This is a genomic window from Reichenbachiella sp. (assembly GCF_965233835.1).
GTDB lineage: Bacteria > Bacteroidota > Bacteroidia > Cytophagales > Cyclobacteriaceae > Reichenbachiella.
The window spans coordinates 2,729,667-2,753,522 of the sequence record NZ_OZ247585.1; the positions used below are offsets into that span (position 1 = coordinate 2,729,667).

At 43.4% G+C, this 23,856-nt stretch carries 1 protein-coding gene; it reads right to left on the reverse strand.

The window, feature by feature from the left end; translation table 11 throughout:
* Window positions 1-3: 3 nt before the first annotated feature.
* Window positions 4-23,631, reverse strand: a complete 23,628-nt coding sequence (locus ACO6S2_RS11640; RefSeq protein ID WP_422358724.1) for a gliding motility-associated C-terminal domain-containing protein — start codon at window positions 23,629-23,631, stop codon at window positions 4-6.
* Window positions 23,632-23,856 lie beyond the last annotated feature (225 nt).

Consider the following 23,856-nt stretch of genomic DNA (forward strand, 5'->3'; position numbering starts at 1 on the left):
TTGTTATTTGACCAATTCTAAATACCCTTGGTATACATCCCCATCATTGCCTTCACCTTTGTCAAAAATATAGAAATAAGTTCCCGCAGGCAAACCATCGCTTCCACCACCTACACCAGTATTTCGTTTTCCAGTGAATACATTACCACTGGCGTCATCTTCATAACCCGAAGTTTGGTATACCAAAGTACCTGATCTTGTGTAGATTTTCACACTATTTGAAGGGAATCTATCTGCACAAGAGATTCTAAAGTAATCATTCTTACCATCTCCGTTGTCAGATACTCCATTAAATATCTCAATATCTGTTTCTATAGAGAAAGTAGCTTGATATGAACAGTCTTGATCATCTATAACTAAAACCTTGTAATCTCCTGGGTTCAATCCACTCATTAGTTCGTTGGTACTAATGATGCTCTCAGTATCAGTAGGGTCTATTGGAGTAGTATCATCTACTCCGCTAGCCTCAGTCCAGTATTGATTTTCTATGCCAGAAGTTACGAAAGATGCGAACGTTAGAGAAGCTTCACCATTTCCTACATAATCGTTAGTGCCGAATTCTAATTCAGAACATGTTGATTCTGTAGTTTCCACAGTAAATTCCGGATCTACTCGAGCATCAACTATTTCGATTGAAGCCGCTTCTGATACACATTCTGAGACCAGGTCTGTAGCTCTTACAGAATAAGTACCCAAATCCAAACCGGCTGCACCGAAGGTAGAACTAATAGTTGTTCCGCTATTATCGGTCCATTCGAAGGTATAACCAGAAACTGTTCCGGTAGAATCTATAGCCGCACTCACTGCTCCATTAGGAGTGATACAGTTGGTCACGTCACTAATTAAGTCAACAAGTGGAGTCGGTACCAATTCAATGTCCGAGTTGATCGTAATCGATTCGGAAATCGTACAACCTGTAAGTCTATCAATCATCTCTACTGTGTAAGTCTCATTGATCAACTCATGTAGTGTCAAGGTAGAATCTAGAACCGCGTCTGCAACGCTAGGTCCATCATGCCAGTAGATGGTATATCTCGATGGGCTTTCAGGAGCAGGAGTTACAGTGGCTTGTCCATCAGCTCTTACGTTCTGGAAATCACATTTAGTCAATGCATGATCTTCTACAATAGTCATTTGCATATCATCTTTATCAGACGCTATGGTAATAAATGTAGGCTCAGAAAAACATCCACCATCCGTATCTTCTACCATTACTGTATAGTCTCCATCGATCACATCGTCAGCAAAATTGCTTGCCATCTGGTCAGCAGGATCAAATGGAGTAGGAGAATTATCAGTCCCGTCTATGAGGTAATATTCAAATACTGCCGTTGGGTTCAGTGAATTAAGCACGTTGATAGCCAAGGCTCCATTTGGATCCACACAATTCTCATTTGGAATAGTAGTAATACTCAAGACTAATGGGTTGTTAGTATCATTAATCATTCCGTAGGTCTCAGAAGTAGTACAAAGCGTTGTTAAATCTTGAACCTCTACGGTGTAGGTGCCAGCATCCAAATTAGAATAAAGTGGATTTGTACCAGGGCCAGGTGTACCAGAGGCACTAGTCCAGTCGAAGCTATAATCCGCCAAGTTGGTAGAACCATCTGCCGTGACAGAAAGGAAGCCATTGCCATTGCCCACAGTCAGATCACAATTGTTCTGTAATTCAAAGTCAACCAACGCAACTACTGGATTCACGCTTTGATCTTCAACGATAAACTCAAAGACTTGAGAGGTACAATCGGAATTTCCATTGGTAGCTTCAACATAATAGGTGTCAGCTGCAAGTCCAGTTTCATTGGCTGTAGTTCCGCCTGTCCAGGCCGCTAGACCTGCAGCATCGTATGTGCCTTTATACCAGGTATAGGTATAGTCTCCAGGTGTGTCAGGTGAAATTGCAGTAATTTCAATCGAGCCATCTACATTAGCTGCACACATAGTAGTAGGAGAGATGTTTACATCTGCATTCACATCTATAAGGATATCTTCTGGTTCGAATGGCAGTACATAGCTATCGGTAACTGAACATCCAGTAACTGGATCAGTCACTGTTACTTCATAGGAAGAAGTTGTAGCCTGATCAAGATTTGATATGGTCTGAGTTATTTCACCTCCCGTTGTCCATAGGTAAGTTGCTCCATTCGCCAAAGTAGTTGCATCAGGCACAACAGTGATTTGCCCATTTCCTCCGGTACAATACTCATCCGCTTGATCCAAAGTAAAGGTTACACTTGGTTGAGTGGTATTGTCTTCGATCACAAAGTCAACGACATTTCCTTCACATTGAGTAGAAGTATTGACGAAGTAAACTTCATAGCTGCCAGGGTCTAATTGATTCACATGCCAGTTTGCAACATTGTTGAATACGTAGCCAGGATCATCATTTTTTGTGAATGTATAGTTGAAATCAGCGAGAGCTCCTCCACTTATGGTAGTAATCTCAAATTCTCCATTATATCCACCGCCAACACAATTTGTATTCGGACCATTGTTGAATGCAGTTACTTCATAAGTAGGGATTGTTTCTGAGAGTGTTATGGTTTGATCTACATAACATGTATTGTTAGGAGTTGTGCCATCTGTTACTCTTAGCGTATAGGTTCCGCCATCTAGTCCAGTGATAGTTCCGCTGTAGCCCGCAGCAATCGTACCTGATATACCTGTGATGCCAGTTCCAGTCACCTCATTAGTACCTGGAATGGCTGTAGCACCCACGTACCATTGATAATCGTAGCTACCAGCGGGGGTAACGCCACCTGCTGTATTTCCAATACTCCAATCAATAGCACCATTTCCTTCATTAGGATCAGGGTCACAACTTGAGTCCGTGATGTTTTCCATCAAAGTTAATGTAGCAGGTTCAGCCTGATCTTCAATTTCAAAAGCTATTTGACCTGTGTTACATCCTGTAGCAATATGTGTTGCTTTGATGTAGTAGGTGCCTGGACTTAATGTGTTAATCATCGTAGTATTAGCTGCAACCCCCATATCAGTCAAAGGTCCATCAGAATACCATGTAAAATTATAATCATCAACATCCCCTGACGTCACATCTGCATCAGCTATGGTAATGGTTCCATTAGTTCCACCACAATCTGTGACATGTACTATGGCAGCATCAATATTAGCTTCATTCAAGGTGTGCGTTGCAGGCACATTATTGATGGTGAATGTGGTAGTAGAGAAACAACCGTCATTGTTGTCATCAGCATCGTTGTCAGTGACCAGTACGGTGTACTGTCCAGGAGACAGATCAGAGATCGTTTCATCATCACCACCAGTGATTACAGCAGATCCCTGATTGGTGTTAGTAAATGCTGTTCCGGTGATTTCGCTATCGGTATCAGTTACATCAGTACCTCTAAACCATCTGAAGGAGTAGTTGCTTACTGCTGCCCCACCTACGATCTGTACGGTGAGGTCACCATTACCAGTGTTGGTACCTGGCGAGACACAATTGGTATCAGGGTTTTTAGTATTCAACTCAGCGATAGGATCGACAGAGTTATCATCGATAGTAAAGTCGGTCAATCCACTAGAACATCCTGTAGCATCGACAATTTCTACTTGGTAGTCACCAGGCTCTAGGTCAATAACTAAAGGATTAGTACCTACTTGCGTACCGCCATGGGCAGCACCACCAGCTTTAGTGAAAGTGAAGTCAAATCCTGTCGTATTACCTTGAGGTACTCCATTGATGGCTACATCAAAGATTTGGAACGCTCCGTTGTACCCACCCGCTGAACAGTTGTCGTTAGGGGTGTTGGTGAAGTCAGCTCCATCCGTAGCAATAGAGATGGTAGGTTGCTCTTCGATGAGTTCGAAGGTAGCATCTACAAAACAGTTGTCACTAGTATTTTGCTCATCAATGACTCTAAGGGTATAGAAACCACCGTCAACGCCACTCAAAGTACCCGAAGCTACCATAGCTGCAGCGCCTACGGCACCATTGATAGAAGCTCCATTGGATAGGATAGTACCACCGGCTACAGAAGTACCCGCATACCATTGGTAAGAATAGTTACCACCATCATCATTAGTGATAGACCAGTCAATGGCTCCATTGCCTTCATTGGCATCTGTATCACAACTTGTATCAATTACATTAAGGGTGAGACTAAGTGTTGGTACTACGGTTTGATCTTCTATTTCAAGTTCGAACAGAGAAGTCATACAGCCGTTGTTCGGTGTGCTGGCCGTATGTTCAGCCTCTACAAAGTAGGTGCCAGCAGCTAGTCCAAGAAGTTCATAATCATTGGCAGCTGTAGCAATAGGAGTGACCGCATCATCTTCATACCAAGTGAAGTCATAGTCATCTCTATCACCAGAGGTCACATCAGCATCTTGGATAGTAGCAGAACCAGTTCCACCACAATCTTCCACATGAGCTAAAGTGATACCAGTAATTTCATGAACCTCAGGCACATTATTGATGGTGAATGTGGTAGTAGAGAAACAACCGTCATTGTTGTCATCAGCATCGTTGTCAGTGACCAGTACGGTGTACTGTCCAGGAGACAGATCAGAGATCGTTTCATCATCACCACCAGTGATTACAGCAGATCCCTGATTGGTGTTAGTAAATGCTGTTCCGGTGATTTCGCTATCGGTATCAGTTACATCAGTACCTCTAAACCATCTGAAGGAGTAGTTGCTTACTGCTGCCCCACCTACGATCTGTACGGTGAGGTCACCATTACCAGTGTTGGTACCTGGCGAGACACAATTGGTATCAGGGTTTTTAGTATTCAACTCAGCGATAGGATCGACAGAGTTATCATCGATAGTAAAGTCGGTCAATCCACTAGAACATCCTGTAGCATCGACAATTTCTACTTGGTAGTCACCAGGCTCTAGGTCAATAACTAAAGGATTAGTACCTACTTGCGTACCGCCATGGGCAGCACCACCAGCTTTAGTGAAAGTGAAGTCAAATCCTGTCGTATTACCTTGAGGTACTCCATTGATGGCTACATCAAAGATTTGGAACGCTCCGTTGTACCCACCCGCTGAACAGTTGTCGTTAGGGGTGTTGGTGAAGTCAGCTCCATCCGTAGCAATAGAGATGGTAGGTTGCTCTTCGATGAGTTCGAAGGTAGCATCTACAAAACAGTTGTCACTAGTATTTTGCTCATCAATGACTCTAAGGGTATAGAAACCACCGTCAACGCCACTCAAAGTACCCGAAGCTACCATAGCTGCAGCGCCTACGGCACCATTGATAGAAGCTCCATTGGATAGGATAGTACCACCGGCTACAGAAGTACCCGCATACCATTGGTAAGAATAGTTACCACCATCATCATTAGTGATAGACCAGTCAATGGCTCCATTGCCTTCATTGGCATCTGTATCACAACTTGTATCAATTACATTAAGGGTGAGACTAAGTGTTGGTACTACGGTTTGATCTTCTATTTCAAGTTCGAACAGAGAAGTCATACAGCCGTTGTTCGGTGTGCTGGCCGTATGTTCAGCCTCTACAAAGTAGGTGCCAGCAGCTAGTCCAAGAAGTTCATAATCATTGGCAGCTGTAGCAATAGGAGTGACCGCATCATCTTCATACCAAGTGAAGTCATAGTCATCTCTATCACCAGAGGTCACATCAGCATCTTGGATAGTAGCAGAACCAGTTCCACCACAATCTTCCACATGAGCTAAAGTGATACCAGTAATTTCATGAACCTCAGGCACATTATTGATGGTGAATGTGGTAGTAGAGAAACAACCGTCATTGTTGTCATCAGCATCGTTGTCAGTGACCAGTACGGTGTACTGTCCAGGAGACAGATCAGAGATCGTTTCATCATCACCACCAGTGATTACAGCAGATCCCTGATTGGTGTTAGTAAATGCTGTTCCGGTGATTTCGCTATCGGTATCAGTTACATCAGTACCTCTAAACCATCTGAAGGAGTAGTTGCTTACTGCTGCCCCACCTACGATCTGTACGGTGAGGTCACCATTACCAGTGTTGGTACCTGGCGAGACACAATTGGTATCAGGGTTTTTAGTATTCAACTCAGCGATAGGATCGACAGAGTTATCATCGATAGTAAAGTCGGTCAATCCACTAGAACATCCTGTAGCATCGACAATTTCTACTTGGTAGTCACCAGGCTCTAGGTCAATAACTAAAGGATTAGTACCTACTTGCGTACCGCCATGGGCAGCACCACCAGCTTTAGTGAAAGTGAAGTCAAATCCTGTCGTATTACCTTGAGGTACTCCATTGATGGCTACATCAAAGATTTGGAACGCTCCGTTGTACCCACCCGCTGAACAGTTGTCGTTAGGGGTGTTGGTGAAGTCAGCTCCATCCGTAGCAATAGAGATGGTAGGTTGCTCTTCGATGAGTTCGAAGGTAGCATCTACAAAACAGTTGTCACTAGTATTTTGCTCATCAATGACTCTAAGGGTATAGAAACCACCGTCAACGCCACTCAAAGTACCCGAAGCTACCATAGCTGCAGCGCCTACGGCACCATTGATAGAAGCTCCATTGGATAGGATAGTACCACCGGCTACAGAAGTACCCGCATACCATTGGTAAGAATAGTTACCACCATCATCATTAGTGATAGACCAGTCAATGGCTCCATTGCCTTCATTGGCATCTGTATCACAACTTGTATCAATTACATTAAGGGTGAGACTAAGTGTTGGTACTACGGTTTGATCTTCTATTTCAAGTTCGAACAGAGAAGTCATACAGCCGTTGTTCGGTGTGCTGGCCGTATGTTCAGCCTCTACAAAGTAGGTGCCAGCAGCTAGTCCAAGAAGTTCATAATCATTGGCAGCTGTAGCAATAGGAGTGACCGCATCATCTTCATACCAAGTGAAGTCATAGTCATCTCTATCACCAGAGGTCACATCAGCATCTTGGATAGTAGCAGAACCAGTTCCACCACAATCTTCCACATGAGCTAAAGTGATACCAGTAATTTCATGAACCTCAGGCACATTATTGATGGTGAATGTGGTAGTAGAGAAACAACCGTCATTGTTGTCATCAGCATCGTTGTCAGTGACCAGTACGGTGTACTGTCCAGGAGACAGATCAGAGATCGTTTCATCATCACCACCAGTGATTACAGCAGATCCCTGATTGGTGTTAGTAAATGCTGTTCCGGTGATTTCGCTATCGGTATCAGTTACATCAGTACCTCTAAACCATCTGAAGGAGTAGTTGCTTACTGCTGCCCCACCTACGATCTGTACGGTGAGGTCACCATTACCAGTGTTGGTACCTGGCGAGACACAATTGGTATCAGGGTTTTTAGTATTCAACTCAGCGATAGGATCGACAGAGTTATCATCGATAGTAAAGTCGGTCAATCCACTAGAACATCCTGTAGCATCGACAATTTCTACTTGGTAGTCACCAGGCTCTAGGTCAATAACTAAAGGATTAGTACCTACTTGCGTACCGCCATGGGCAGCACCACCAGCTTTAGTGAAAGTGAAGTCAAATCCTGTCGTATTACCTTGAGGTACTCCATTGATGGCTACATCAAAGATTTGGAACGCTCCGTTGTACCCACCCGCTGAACAGTTGTCGTTAGGGGTGTTGGTGAAGTCAGCTCCATCCGTAGCAATAGAGATGGTAGGTTGCTCTTCGATGAGTTCGAAGGTAGCATCTACAAAACAGTTGTCACTAGTATTTTGCTCATCAATGACTCTAAGGGTATAGAAACCACCGTCAACGCCACTCAAAGTACCCGAAGCTACCATAGCTGCAGCGCCTACGGCACCATTGATAGAAGCTCCATTGGATAGGATAGTACCACCGGCTACAGAAGTACCCGCATACCATTGGTAAGAATAGTTACCACCATCATCATTAGTGATAGACCAGTCAATGGCTCCATTGCCTTCATTGGCATCTGTATCACAACTTGTATCAATTACATTAAGGGTGAGACTAAGTGTTGGTACTACGGTTTGATCTTCTATTTCAAGTTCGAACAGAGAAGTCATACAGCCGTTGTTCGGTGTGCTGGCCGTATGTTCAGCCTCTACAAAGTAGGTGCCAGCAGCTAGTCCAAGAAGTTCATAATCATTGGCAGCTGTAGCAATAGGAGTGACCGCATCATCTTCATACCAAGTGAAGTCATAGTCATCTCTATCACCAGAGGTCACATCAGCATCTTGGATAGTAGCAGAACCAGTTCCACCACAATCTTCCACATGAGCTAAAGTGATACCAGTAATTTCATGAACCTCAGGCACATTATTGATGGTGAATGTGGTAGTAGAGAAACAACCGTCATTGTTGTCATCAGCATCGTTGTCAGTGACCAGTACGGTGTACTGTCCAGGAGACAGATCAGAGATCGTTTCATCATCACCACCAGTGATTACAGCAGATCCCTGATTGGTGTTAGTAAATGCTGTTCCGGTGATTTCGCTATCGGTATCAGTTACATCAGTACCTCTAAACCATCTGAAGGAGTAGTTGCTTACTGCTGCCCCACCTACGATCTGTACGGTGAGGTCACCATTACCAGTGTTGGTACCTGGCGAGACACAATTGGTATCAGGGTTTTTAGTATTCAACTCAGCGATAGGATCGACAGAGTTATCATCGATAGTAAAGTCGGTTGTCGTACTTGAACAACCCGTGGCGTCGGTAATAATTACCTCATAATCCCCTGGCTCCAAGTCTGTGATTAAGGGGTTAGTACCCACTTGAGTACCCCCGTGTGCTCCTCCTGACTTGGTGAAAGCAAAATCGAAGCCAGCCGTGCCGCCAGTAGGTGTGCCATTAACAGATACGTTGGTGATTTGAAACTGACCGTTGTATCCTCCTCCAGAGCAGTTATCGTTAGGCGTATTGCTAGATCCTGCTGCAGCAATTGTTATTGTAGGAATATCTTCATCTAATTCGAAGGTAGCATCTACAAAACAGTTGTCACTAGTATTTTGCTCATCAATGACTCTAAGGGTATAGAAACCACCGTCAACGCCACTCAAAGTACCCGAAGTTACCATAGCTGCAGCGCCTACGGCACCATTGATAGAAGCTCCATTGGATAGGATAGTACCACCGGCTACAGAAGTACCTGCATACCATTGGTAAGAATAGTTACCACCATCATCATTAGTGATAGACCAGTCAATGGCTCCATTACCTTCATTGGCATCAGGGTCACAGCTTGTATCAATCACATTCAGGGTGAGACTAAGTGTTGGTACTACGGTTTGGTCTTCTATTTCAAATTCCACCATTGGTGTGTTGCAACCGAACAAAACGTGTTCCGCTTCCACAAAGTAAGTACCAGCAGCTAGGCCTAGGAGTTCATAGTCGTTGGCAGCTGTAGCAATAGGGGTGACAGCATCATCTTCATACCAAGTGAAGTCATAGTCATCTCTATCTCCAGAGGTTACATCAGCATCTTCTACCGTAGCTGAGCCAGTTGCACCACAATCTTCAATATGAGCAAGAGAGGTAAGCGCGTCAATGGTATGCTCTTGAGGATCTGTATTAATGGTGTATGTTCCTTCAACAGAACAACCAGAATACACATAAGACGCCGGACCCGCTCCTCCGACAATTCTATAAATTTTAACAATGTAGTCTTCTGGACCTAAATTAGATAGGGTAGAAGTGGTCTCATGTTGCTCAACCAATAATTCATCCCCCGGATAGGTTTCCGCACCAACAACGAACCATCTAAATTCGAAATCCTCTGGACGATCGAATGGTCCGTAAGTGTCTTCAGCATCTTTTTTCGCAATAACCGTAATCTCACCATCTCCAGGATCACCATCACACACTGTATTGTCAGTGACTGTAAATCCATCAATGAATGGTGTGTAAGCACGCTGGTCAATGGTTTCCACTGCACTTGCAGAAAAACATCTGTCAGTATTGGCAGGAGCAAACGCTGGATTGTCTATTTGTCTGGCGACAGCAGTATAGTCTCCAGCTGGTAAACCTGTAAATTGAACTACATCACCTGGCTCATTATCTGCAGCCGCTCTACTGGTGGATAGATTAATTAATGGGTAGGTTATTCCATTAACCATATAAGTAGCCAATGGATCTGCCGGAACACCGTCTCCTGCGTACAGATAAATATCATATTCTGAAATGTCGTCGAAGTTTCCATCAAAATGGCCCGGAGTTATTCCATCAATATCGGCAGTAGCTCCGCTTAGTTGGCCAGTTATGTCGTCCGCAATGGTAAAGCTAGCAGGAGAGGATGTAGTTGATATTCTCATCGACACCCCATTCGTATTGTTACTTACCGTACCCGTTGCTCCACTTGGTGCTGCTACAACAGTTTCACCGTCGTCAAAGTTGAAACCATTAGTGGCTGTATAGGTAATGAAAATGCTTTCAGAAATTCCTACTTCCGCACTGCCGTCATCAGGGCATTCTTCCACGTGTTCTACAGCAATAGTAGTAGTAGCCTGTTGTCCAACGAATGGAAGATCATAAACAATTTGATATCTACATTGAGTAGAGCCTGTGTAATCTATTATAAGTGAGTATAAACCAGATTCTAGTCCACTCAGTGTGGTTGCCCCTGTACCTCCATTGGTGTTGTACCCGGCAGGGTTAATAGGGGAAATACCATCTATGCCGTTTTGGACCTCATCTGTATAATCGTCTGATCCTTCCCACCATTCGAAGGTAATATTAGCATCAGCTCCTAAAGTGGCATCGATGGTTCCTGTAGCAGATGCACAGTCTGTAGGTAATATGCCATAGGCAATATCGACAGCCGGTGCTGCTGGTGTCAAATCATCAATAAATTGAGTGAAAGGATCACTTGTACAACCAGAAGAAGTTTCCGTAGCAATAACCGTATAATATCCAGATACTTGACTAGTTAAAACCGGGTTAGCACTATTGGCTTGAAGTACTGTACCAAATTCGTCTTGACCTTCATAGAATTCATAGGTATAGGTAGGAGTGAAGTTAATAGGAGCACCACCACCATCTGAGTAAGTTAGTCCTATAGCCGTTACTTCTACTTCACCGTTAGGTGTACAATCTGTTTGATCTTGATTAACGTCGTATGTTAGATTCATGATCGGTGTTGCTCTTCTTACAACGACTTGTTCGGTAGCAAAACAACCAAGGTTGTCATGCGTTACCTTAACTGTGTATGTACCGTCAGGCAAGTTGCTAATGATGTGATCATTGTTGTTAGGACCCGCATCTTGAGTAGCTGATGCCCCACCAATGGCACCTGGTAATAGGTTGGCAGGCAAAGTGTTGGTACCCGCAAACCATTCAATTGTGAAACCAGTATTGTCGGTAACTCCGGCCCCATCATAAGTAGTAATGTTAGCTGTTACTTGCCCTGTCGGAGTTGCAAGGTTACAGCTAAAGTCATCTTGAGTTACAGAAACAGTCGGAACTATAGCAATTAGGCTCTCAGTAAGTTCAATAGTAATAGGAGCAGAGGTACACCCTGTAGTATTGTTGATAGCCTCCACGGTATAGAATCCAGCGCTCAAGTTCGATATGGTACTGGTAGTAGATCCAGTTACATCAATGGTAGACACTGGTGTTTCACCTTTTTGCGTGTAGATATCATCGGCATCATCGATAACATTTGCAGGATCATTAGAAGCCCCGAAGTACCATACATAGTTAAAGTCAGCGACCGGATCATTATCTGCACCGGCTACCACATCGAGTAATTGGATGACTCCGTTAGGGTCGGTAGGGCCACCGCTACAAGAAGTTACTTCAGTGAGTAGTACATCAGTACCAGCCGGTCCTGTATCCGTATCTGTGATCACAGGTAGGGTGATAGTCTCACCGATGATGAATTCATAAGTTTGACTACATCCAGTCACCAAACTAGTTGCCTGAGCAGTATAAGTACCTTTTGGTAGGTTGTCGATATTGGCCGTGGTAGTACCCGCATCATTGGTCACCGCCACCTGATCGTAATCAGCTTCTGCATTACGAGGAGCGATATCGATTTGATTGGCCGCATCTGTGTTAGCCCCTACAAAGAAGGTGAAGTTGAAAGTGTCTCCACCGCTAGCTGCAGTAATATCAATGTTACCGTTGAAATTGTCGTCACAATTAGTCTGATTGTTGTTGTTGGCCTCACCCATGGTGATGGTAGCCAGACTTTCAGTCAGTTCAATAGTGACAGGATCAGAGATACACCCGGTAGTTGTATTGGTAGCTTCTACGGTGTAGAAGCCAGCACTTAGGTTTTGGATATGGTTAGAAGCAGATCCTACGATATCAATAGTAGAAACCGGTGTTTCACCTTTTTGAGTATAGATATCATCATTATCATCAAGGATATTTGCCGGATCATTAGAAGATCCAAAGTACCAAGTGTAAGTAAACTGAGTAGCAGGGTTGTTTTCAGCACCAGCCACTACATCAAGCAACTGAATTGCTCCATTAGGGTCAGTAGGGCCACCGCTACAAGAAGTTACTTCAGTGAGTAGTACATCAGTACCAGCCGGTCCTGTATCTGCATCGGTGATAACAGTAGTGGTAAATGTTTCATCAATAATAAACTGATAAGTTTCACTACATCCAGTGACATTGCTTACTGCCATAGCAGTATAAGTACCTTTTGGTAGGTTGTCAATGTTGGCCGTGGTAGTACCCGCATCATTGGTCACCGCCACCTGATCGTAATCAGCTTCTGCATTACGAGGAGCGATATCGATTTGATTAGATACATCGGTATTGGCGCCTACAAAGAAGGTGAAGTCGAAAGTGTCCCCACCGCTGGCAGCTGTAATATCGATACTACCATTGTAGTTGGTATTACAGTTAGACTGATCGGTATTGTTGGCCTCACCCATGGTGATGGTAGCCAGGCTCTCAGTAAGTTCAATAGTAATAGGAGCAGAGGTACACCCTGTAGTATTGTTGATAGCCTCCACGGTATAGAATCCAGCGCTCAAGTTCGATATGGTACTGGTAGTAGATCCAGTTACATCAATGGTAGACACTGGTGTTTCACCTTTTTGCGTGTAGATATCATCGGCATCATCGATAACATTTGCAGGATCATTAGAAGCCCCGAAGTACCATACATAGTTAAAGTCAGCGACCGGATCATTATCTGCACCGGCTACCACATCGAGTAATTGGATGACTCCGTTAGGGTCGGTAGGGCCACCGCTACAAGAAGTTACTTCAGTGAGTAGTACATCAGTACCAGCCGGTCCTGTATCCGTATCTGTGATCACAGGTAGGGTGATAGTCTCACCGATGATGAATTCATAAGTTTGACTACATCCAGTCACCAAACTAGTTGCCTGAGCAGTATAAGTACCTTTTGGTAGGTTGTCGATATTGGCCGTGGTAGTACCCGCATCATTGGTCACCGCCACCTGATCGTAATCAGCTTCTGCATTACGAGGAGCGATATCGATTTGATTGGCCGCATCTGTGTTAGCCCCTACAAAGAAGGTGAAGTTGAAAGTGTCTCCACCGCTAGCTGCAGTAATATCAATGTTACCGTTGAAATTGTCGTCACAATTAGTCTGATTGTTGTTGTTGGCCTCACCCATGGTGATGGTAGCCAGACTTTCAGTCAGTTCAATAGTGACAGGATCAGAGATACACCCGGTAGTTGTATTGGTAGCTTCTACGGTGTAGAAGCCAGCACTTAGGTTTTGGATATGGTTAGAAGCAGATCCTACGATATCAATAGTAGAAACCGGTGTTTCACCTTTTTGAGTATAGATATCATCATTATCATCAAGGATATTTGCCGGATCATTAGAAGATCCAAAGTACCAAGTGTAAGTAAACTGAGTAGCAGGGTTGTTTTCAGCACCAGCCACTACATCAAGCAACTGAATTGCTCCATTAGGGTCAGTAGGGCCACCGCTACAAGAAGTTACTTCAGTGAGTAGTACATCAGTACCAGCCGGTCCTGTATCTGCATCGGTGATAACAGTAGTGGTAAATGTTTCATCAATAATAAACTGATAAGTTTCACTACATCCAGTGACATTGCTTACTGCCATAGCAGTATAAGTACCTTTTGGTAGGTTGTCAATGTTGGCCGTGGTAGTACCCGCATCATTGGTCACCGCCACCTGATCGTAATCAGCTTCTGCATTACGAGGAGCGATATCGATTTGATTAGATACATCGGTATTGGCGCCTACAAAGAAGGTGAAGTCGAAAGTGTCCCCACCGCTGGCAGCTGTAATATCGATACTACCATTGTAGTTGGTATTACAGTTAGACTGATCGGTATTGTTGGCCTCACCCATGGTGATGGTAGCCAGGCTCTCAGTAAGTTCAATAGTAATAGGAGCAGAGGTACACCCTGTAGTATTGTTGATAGCCTCCACGGTATAGAATCCAGCGCTCAAGTTCGATATGGTACTGGTAGTAGATCCAGTTACATCAATGGTAGACACTGGTGTTTCACCTTTTTGCGTGTAGATATCATCGGCATCATCGATAACATTTGCAGGATCATTAGAAGCCCCGAAGTACCATACATAGTTAAAGTCAGCGACCGGATCATTATCTGCACCGGCTACCACATCGAGTAATTGGATGACTCCGTTAGGGTCGGTAGGGCCACCGCTACAAGAAGTTACTTCAGTGAGTAGTACATCAGTACCAGCCGGTCCTGTATCCGTATCTGTGATCACAGGTAGGGTGATAGTCTCACCGATGATGAATTCATAAGTTTGACTACATCCAGTCACCAAACTAGTTGCCTGAGCAGTATAAGTACCTTTTGGTAGGTTGTCGATATTGGCCGTGGTAGTACCCGCATCATTGGTCACCGCCACCTGATCGTAATCAGCTTCTGCATTACGAGGAGCGATATCGATTTGATTGGCCGCATCTGTGTTAGCCCCTACAAAGAAGGTGAAGTTGAAAGTGTCTCCACCGCTAGCTGCAGTAATATCAATGTTACCGTTGAAATTGTCGTCACAATTAGTCTGATTGTTGTTGTTGGCCTCACCCATGGTGATGGTAGCCAGACTTTCAGTCAGTTCAATAGTGACAGGATCAGAGATACACCCGGTAGTTGTATTGGTAGCTTCTACGGTGTAGAAGCCAGCACTTAGGTTTTGGATATGGTTAGAAGCAGATCCTACGATATCAATAGTAGAAACCGGTGTTTCACCTTTTTGAGTATAGATATCATCATTATCATCAAGGATATTTGCCGGATCATTAGAAGATCCAAAGTACCAAGTGTAAGTAAACTGAGTAGCAGGGTTGTTTTCAGCACCAGCCACTACATCAAGCAACTGAATTGCTCCATTAGGGTCAGTAGGGCCACCGCTACAAGAAGTTACTTCAGTGAGTAGTACATCAGTACCAGCCGGTCCTGTATCTGCATCGGTGATAACAGTAGTGGTAAATGTTTCATCAATAATAAACTGATAAGTTTCACTACATCCAGTGACATTGCTTACTGCCATAGCAGTATAAGTACCTTTTGGTAGGTTGTCAATGTTGGCCGTGGTAGTACCCGCATCATTGGTCACCGCCACCTGATCGTAATCAGCTTCTGCATTACGAGGAGCGATATCGATTTGATTAGATACATCGGTATTGGCGCCTACAAAGAAGGTGAAGTCGAAAGTGTCCCCACCGCTGGCAGCTGTAATATCGATACTACCATTGTAGTTGGTATTACAGTTAGACTGATCGGTATTGTTGGCCTCACCCATGGTGATGGTAGCCAGGCTCTCAGTAAGTTCAATAGTAATAGGAGCAGAGGTACACCCTGTAGTATTGTTGATAGCCTCCACGGTATAGAATCCAGCGCTCAAGTTCGATATGGTACTGGTAGTAGATCCAGTTACATCAATGGTAGACACTGGTGTTTCACCTTTTTGCGTGTAGATATCATCGGCATCATCGATAACATTTGCAGGATCATTAGAAGCCCCGAAGTACCATACATAGTTAAAGTCAGCGACCGGATCATTATCTGCACCGGCTACCACATCGAGTAATTGGATGACTCCGTTAGGGTCGGTAGGGCCACCGCTACAAGAAGTTACTTCAGTGAGTAGTACATCAGTACCAGCCGGTCCTGTATCCGTATCTGTGATCACAGGTAGGGTGATAGTCTCACCGATGATGAATTCATAAGTTTGACTACATCCAGTCACCAAACTAGTTGCCTGAGCAGTATAAGTACCTTTTGGTAGGTTGTCGATATTGGCCGTGGTAGTACCCGCATCATTGGTCACCGCCACCTGATCGTAATCAGCTTCTGCATTACGAGGAGCGATATCGATTTGATTGGCCGCATCTGTGTTAGCCCCTACAAAGAAGGTGAAGTTGAAAGTGTCTCCACCGCTAGCTGCAGTAATATCAATGTTACCGTTGAAATTGTCGTCACAATTAGTCTGATTGTTGTTGTTGGCCTCACCCATGGTGATGGTAGCCAGACTTTCAGTCAGTTCAATAGTGACAGGATCAGAGATACACCCGGTAGTTGTATTGGTAGCTTCTACGGTGTAGAAGCCAGCACTTAGGTTTTGGATATGGTTAGAAGCAGATCCTACGATATCAATAGTAGAAACCGGTGTTTCACCTTTTTGAGTATAGATATCATCATTATCATCAAGGATATTTGCCGGATCATTAGAAGATCCAAAGTACCAAGTGTAAGTAAACTGAGTAGCAGGGTTGTTTTCAGCACCAGCCACTACATCAAGCAACTGAATTGCTCCATTAGGGTCAGTAGGGCCACCGCTACAAGAAGTTACTTCAGTGAGTAGTACATCAGTACCAGCCGGTCCTGTATCTGCATCGGTGATAACAGTAGTGGTAAATGTTTCATCAATAATAAACTGATAAGTTTCACTACATCCAGTGACATTGCTTACTGCCATAGCAGTATAAGTACCTTTTGGTAGGTTGTCAATGTTGGCCGTGGTAGTACCCGCATCATTGGTCACCGCCACCTGATCGTAATCAGCTTCTGCATTACGAGGAGCGATATCGATTTGATTAGATACATCGGTATTGGCGCCTACAAAGAAGGTGAAGTCGAAAGTGTCCCCACCGCTGGCAGCTGTAATATCGATACTACCATTGTAGTTGGTATTACAGTTAGACTGATCGGTATTGTTGGCCTCACCCATGGTGATGGTAGCCAGGCTCTCAGTAAGTTCAATAGTAATAGGAGCAGAGGTACACCCTGTAGTATTGTTGATAGCCTCCACGGTATAGAATCCAGCGCTCAAGTTCGATATGGTACTGGTAGTAGATCCAGTTACATCAATGGTAGACACTGGTGTTTCACCTTTTTGCGTGTAGATATCATCGGCATCATCGATAACATTTGCAGGATCATTAGAAGCCCCGAAGTACCATACATAGTTAAAGTCAGCGACCGGATCATTATCTGCACCGGCTACCACATCGAGTAATTGGATGACTCCGTTAGGGTCGGTAGGGCCACCGCTACAAGAAGTTACTTCAGTGAGTAGTACATCAGTACCAGCCGGTCCTGTATCCGTATCTGTGATCACAGGTAGGGTGATAGTCTCACCGATGATGAATTCATAAGTTTGACTACATCCAGTCACCAAACTAGTTGCCTGAGCAGTATAAGTACCTTTTGGTAGGTTGTCGATATTGGCCGTGGTAGTACCCGCATCATTGGTCACCGCCACCTGATCGTAATCAGCTTCTGCATTACGAGGAGCGATATCGATTTGATTGGCCGCATCTGTGTTAGCCCCTACAAAGAAGGTGAAGTTGAAAGTGTCTCCACCGCTAGCTGCAGTAATATCAATGTTACCGTTGAAATTGTCGTCACAATTAGTCTGATTGTTGTTGTTGGCCTCACCCATGGTGATGGTAGCCAGACTTTCAGTCAGTTCAATAGTGACAGGATCAGAGATACACCCGGTAGTTGTATTGGTAGCTTCTACGGTGTAGAAGCCAGTATTTATGCCTACTATGTGATTTGTGGCAGGAGGGTTTGAAAATGAAACATTGACAGCGGTTGCAGCACCTCCTTTAAGTGTTCCGATGTTATCACCATTATTAATAACGTTGGCAGGGTCATTTGATGCACCAAAATACCATACATATGAAAAGTCATCAGCCGCATTGGTAAAACCTGCGTCAGTAACGTCGGTTAGCTCAATTTCGCCTTCAGGATAATTAGTTCCACCTGGGCACGATTCTACCTCGGTTATTACTACATCTCCTGGGTCGGTATCATCTATAACAGGAGTGGTAGGGTTGCTGCCTAAAGAAATAGTGGCAGTATTTGCACATCCGTCAGCATTCGTGATTCTAACTGTGTAATCGTTATTTCCAACGGGGGCATTCAACCCGTCCACAATGTGGTTGGCTCCTCCAGAGAAAGCAGGAAGAGAGTTGTTGCCAGGATCGACACCAGCTACCAACTGTGTACCTGTATCATCCGGACCAAGGAACCACTCTACGGTGTAACCAATAGGGTCAATAGCACCTGCCCCTTCATTAACTAGTGCCTTAATAGAACCATTACCTGTTCCACTACAAGCGGTATTTTCAGTCTCTTCTGTAAGAATGATTGTAGGGAAGTTTCCAGAAGGGTCATCAATAACCTGTGTATCTTGAAAACCTGTTGTACAACCTGTGGTTTTATGTGTAGCCTGGACTTTATAAGTGCCAGCTGATAAATTATCCAGAAGATTAGCTGTGCCGTCCACAGCTCCGTCAACATCCGTTTTCCCAGGCACATCACTATCATCTGAGTATCTCCATGACCAGAAATAATCCTCTTTCGATTCTCCAAACACGTTGGCGATAACTTGTCCATTTGCACCCCCAGAACAGGAAGTGTTGTTATTCACAATGAAATTTGAGAAGGATGGTATTTCGGAATCATCTAAGATGGTAATATCAGTGAAGGCTCTACATTCATTGTCTCTACTAACTACTACCACACGATAAGTATTATCTTCCAGATCAGTGAATGTATAGTCTCCATCAGGGTCAACAATAGGTCCTGCAAATGGGGTTGCGGTAGTATCCGTTCCGGTATAAATTTCATATCTATAACCATTTGTTGGATCACCGCTGTCTGTTGAAGCGGTGATTCTTTGGGTACCGTTTCCGTCAACACAATACTCATCAGGTGTTTTTGTCTGTCTAACCAGAATAGGCTCTTGTTCATTCAGGTTGATGATAATAGGGATATCATCTGTAGGACAGCCTGTGATATTGTTAACAATAGAAAGGGTATATGTTCCTTCAGACAGGTTTTCGAAAAGACCAGTAGTGTTTTCCGCTAACGGACTTCCAGATGAATTGCTACCTGCAAACAATTGGAAGTAGTAAGGAGCTACTTCAAAGACTACGCCATCAATAAAGTTTCCTACAGTATTATTGCCTGACGCCGTACTTACCGCTTCAAAAGAGAATCTTGTAATGGTTTGACCATCAGGGATAGTGTATTCTCCTGAATACACTTGCCAAGCACTATTACCTGTACTTGCTGTTAATATTGTAGCTGGACTACCTGCCGCTGGATCATCAATTTTTAAATCCATAACATCTACTCCACTTCGACCTCTATGAGCAAAAGACCATACCATCCGAACACCTGGTTTGGTTACTACATCAAAATAGAAAGCTCCGCTTCCATCTGAGTTTATTTCTGCAAATTGCTCTCCCTCATAAGCTGGAACTCCCTGAAATCCATTGTCCCAATATTCTAAATTACCTGAGGCATTGGTAGTAGACCACCCTAGAGCATCTGCCTGATCTAATAGCGTCCAGCTTCCTCCTTTGTTGTATGGAGCCACTGAAATATTGGGTACTTCAAAACTTCCATTAACTACTGCCTCGAATTCATCGGTGTCGACTGCAGCCATATTGACTCCTGTAGCATCAACAGAACCATCTCCTTGACCCGCGCCGTTACAGGCAGTGACATCCAGAACAGTGATTTCGTTGAAAGGAGGGGTGGTTGGATTAGTTATGTTGTCATCTATTGTGAAATAAGCACGCCCAACACAACCCGTTGATGTTTCTTCAGCTGTCACCAGATAGTTTCCGGCAGACAATAGTTGAGCAACTTCTCCTTGAGTACCACTAGTGGTTGAAATTTGATTGGCAGGGATTGAATTGGAACCTTCATAATAAGTAAATGTGTAGTCTGTCAATACGCCACCGTTGATTTCTGCCGTAGCAGAACCATTTCCATTATCCGTACAAGATGTATTGTCACCTAAGGTCATTACAATATCTGGTGAAGCAGAGTTGTCCTCTACTTGGATTGTAATAGAACCAGAGAAACATTTAGATGAATTTTCTTGAACTTCTACGGTATAAAACCCAGCTTCAAGGTTATCGTAGGTCGCTCCAGAAGCTCCTGTATCAGTGAAATCAGGAGTGGCCTTTACCTCAGATCCATTGTACCAGTTGAAAGTATAATCAGAAGCCGGTCCGTCTGAGCTAACCGTAATGGAACCGCTTTCGAAGTCGATACAATCAGTAACATGAGATACATTATCTTGAAAAATATTAGGTGTTGTCTGATTGGTGTCCACGGTTTCTGATAATGTCGACTCACACCCTGATGCTTCATTGGTAACTACAACTGAGTAAGTTCTTGCTTCTAGATTGATCGCTGTTGGACCTACGGCAACAACTGTGGTAAAGTCATTTCCAATGTACCAGGCAAAATCATAACCAGAGGTAACTTGAGACCCGCCTTCAATAGCATACGCGTCTAGGATACCATTAGGTGTTGCACAATCTGTAAGGTCCTGAGTTTTTGTAATTCCTACTACCGGTAATTCTTCGACTCTATTGATAGTAATATCTTCAACGTTGGAAGCACAAGAGTTGCCCTGAGAGCTAGCTATTACCTGATAATTTCCTTCTGGGAGGGCTGTATATCTATTACCGGTAAAAATAGTATCATTAAAATTGTTGTTCTGAAACCAGTGAAAATCAAAGCCTGCAGTAATTTCTCCTGTTTGCGCATCAGTTATACCTTGAACAGACAAGTTGTCCAAGTAGTAGAATTCGTCATTTCTGTTATTCTTCACCCTTGCTCTGAAAAATATAGAATTTCCTGTGATACCATCAAGGGTGGCAGTAAGTGATCCAAAATTCCCACTTTGTATACCACTACTCAATGCAGTTTCAGTCCCATCTATTACTAGGTATACATTCATAAAATCTGAGCCATTATCATTTTTAGCACTTGAACGCATATCAACAGAGACATTTGCGGACTGATAGCTTGAAATGTCTATGGCCCCTGATTCCCAAATAGCGGTACCGTCTATATCCGCAAAAAAGAGTTCGTTAGTTACTCCAGTAAAAGAAACTTCGAGATTATCAGCATTTCCAGGTGCTGTGGGAAAACTCCAAGCTGTACTTCCATTGTCTACTTCATCACCTGGGTTGAGATCATCGAAAGTTTCATTCCATACGTTAGTTACAGTTTCAGAAATAGTTCCGAAATAGTAAACTTTGGCATCTCCATTGTCGGGTTTAGTAGGGTCACATTTTACGTTGTGGCTAATAATTTCATGCTGAAGATCGAAGTTCAATGCGGTTACGTTAGAGAAATCCAAGTTGTTACTTTCATCACATTCAGGAACAGGTCTAATGAATTCAGTTACAGGAGGGTTTTGAGCTCCAGCATCATTTACAGAAATATAAAGGTCAAAATCGCCACCAACGCCGTAAACAGTTTTTGTGATATTACGCGTTTCGCCAATAGCGAAATTGGTAAATGTTTCAGTTACTGTATTCAACTTTGTTGAAGTAGCTAAGTCAGGAGCGCCATTATAAAAAGTAATTGGCATGGTGCCAGTCAGGTCCGTATCTCCAGTATTTTCTATAGTAATGGTGACTGAAAATTCTCCTTCTGGACATTGCGCTTGTCCAACATTCGTAATTTCAACCAACGTGATATCAGGTGATACATAAGAAGGACATCCCGTTTCATTCAGGTATGGCGCTTGGTTAAGGAATGCATTCAAGGGCCTGTTAGGCCCTGTTGTACAAACGTTTGTTGAAAATACTTTGGCGGGGTCTTGCTGATTGGTAGGGACTATTAACTCATCGTCAATATTAACATTGAAGTAACCATGTTGATTCCAGGTCGGCCGAGCGGGTTGCCAGTTTTCACCTCCATCCGCTTCAAAAACTCTAATATGGCCATAACGTCCATTGCTATATGGAGTAAAGGGGGTATTATCATCAAACGAACACGAAACACAGATTTCACTGGCTCCGTCACCATCCACGTCGGCTACGACTGGATACTCCTCAAAAGTACGCGAAGTACATTTAATTTGCTTTAATGAATTTCCCGTAGTTCCATCTATAATATGCACATATCTTTCTCCTCGGTAAATAACCTCAGCTGCTTTATCGTCATTAAAGTCAAACACTGTACAACCCGTAAAACCAGAGGAACCTTCGTTAATATCTTTATATCCCAAGCCTCCATTCCAAGATGTTAGAGGGGTCAGGTTTTCATCAAGTGCATATAACCTTTGTTTGGATACAAAGGTACAATTGAGCTCACCGTCACCATCGATGTCAGCAATATTGATTCTACCAGTACCAGCTGAATGGTTTTGTGGTACGATATAACTTAGGGCAGAAAAGTTTGTTACATCCCAGAAAAATACCGCTGTTTTGATAGAGCCACTCACATATTGTCCAGCACTTAATAAGACATCAATTGTTCCATCTTGATTGTAATCTGCGACAGATGCAGTGTTAAAATTCCAGCCCCAACCATTTTTTATAGCGAATTCACTACCAGCAGGTAAAATATCATTTATATCCCGTTCTAAGGTCCTTGTACCTACAGGATTGGCTGTTCTATCTGTTTGATCTGGGATATCAACACTGTAAACTTTACCACCTGAAACAATTTCAAGTCCTTCACAATTAGCACAGGCTGCATCAGGTAGAATATCTATAGCAATGGTGCCGTGAAAAACATCATCTTGGAAATCTCCCAGCCCAGCAATTATCACTTCTCCAGTATTCGCATTTCTTATTTCATTTCCATGTAATAGCTCGACAATACCATCACCATTGAAATCTGCTAAAGAAATGAGACCAACCTTATTTCCCGTATTAGTATTAGAAACAGACCAGAGGACCGAATCGAGTGAACAGTTATATGCTCTTAGGTTGCCGTTTTTAAAACCTCTTACAAAAATGGTAGCACACTCTGTATCTATTCCTGTTGCGGCTGCCTCTGTAGCAGAAATGTTTAGATTGGCAATAGCTACAGTTTTGGCGATATCAAAGCCTACATTTAGAGGGCCATGTTCCGTAGATCCATCAGCCCCATTTAAGACAGTTACCGTATTTGAATATCTGTTCGTCGAAACGACTTCGGGTGTGCCATCCCCATCTATGTCTCCAATAGCAGGAGTAACAGAATTGAAAGCGGTAAGATCATCAGAGCCCCACTGTAGTTTTATCTGAAAATCTGGATTCTGTGTAGCTGGTTCTTGGCATAGCACTGAATTACCAAAGTAAAAATTTTCACAGGCCTCCGTTCCTGAACAGGCGCTATCGTAACAATCTACAAACCCGTTGTTATCATTATCCAGACCATCTCCACAAATTTCTTGTGCTGAAAGCAGGTTAGGTACAAAACACAGGATAAGGATAATAATCTTTCTATAGCTATTCATACGATTGAAAAAAAGTTCTACTTTTTAATGCCCTTGTGAACGTAAAAGTAACCATTCGACTTTTATACTGATCTGGCTCCATTTTTGGTCTCAACATGGCCAATTTTGCTTTAAAGGTATATTAAATAAAATATCGTGTACTATTTTTATAAAAAATGTCACTTAAAGAAGGGGGTTTTTCGATGAATTTACGGATTTCCCCTATGGATTAGGTAAAAAAAACGG

What these genes read in the sequence shown, in the direction of transcription:
- ACO6S2_RS11640 (WP_422358724.1), bottom strand. Translation starts at nt 23,631, where the DNA reads ATGAATAGCTATAGAAAGATTATTATCCTTATCCTGTGTTTTGTACCT.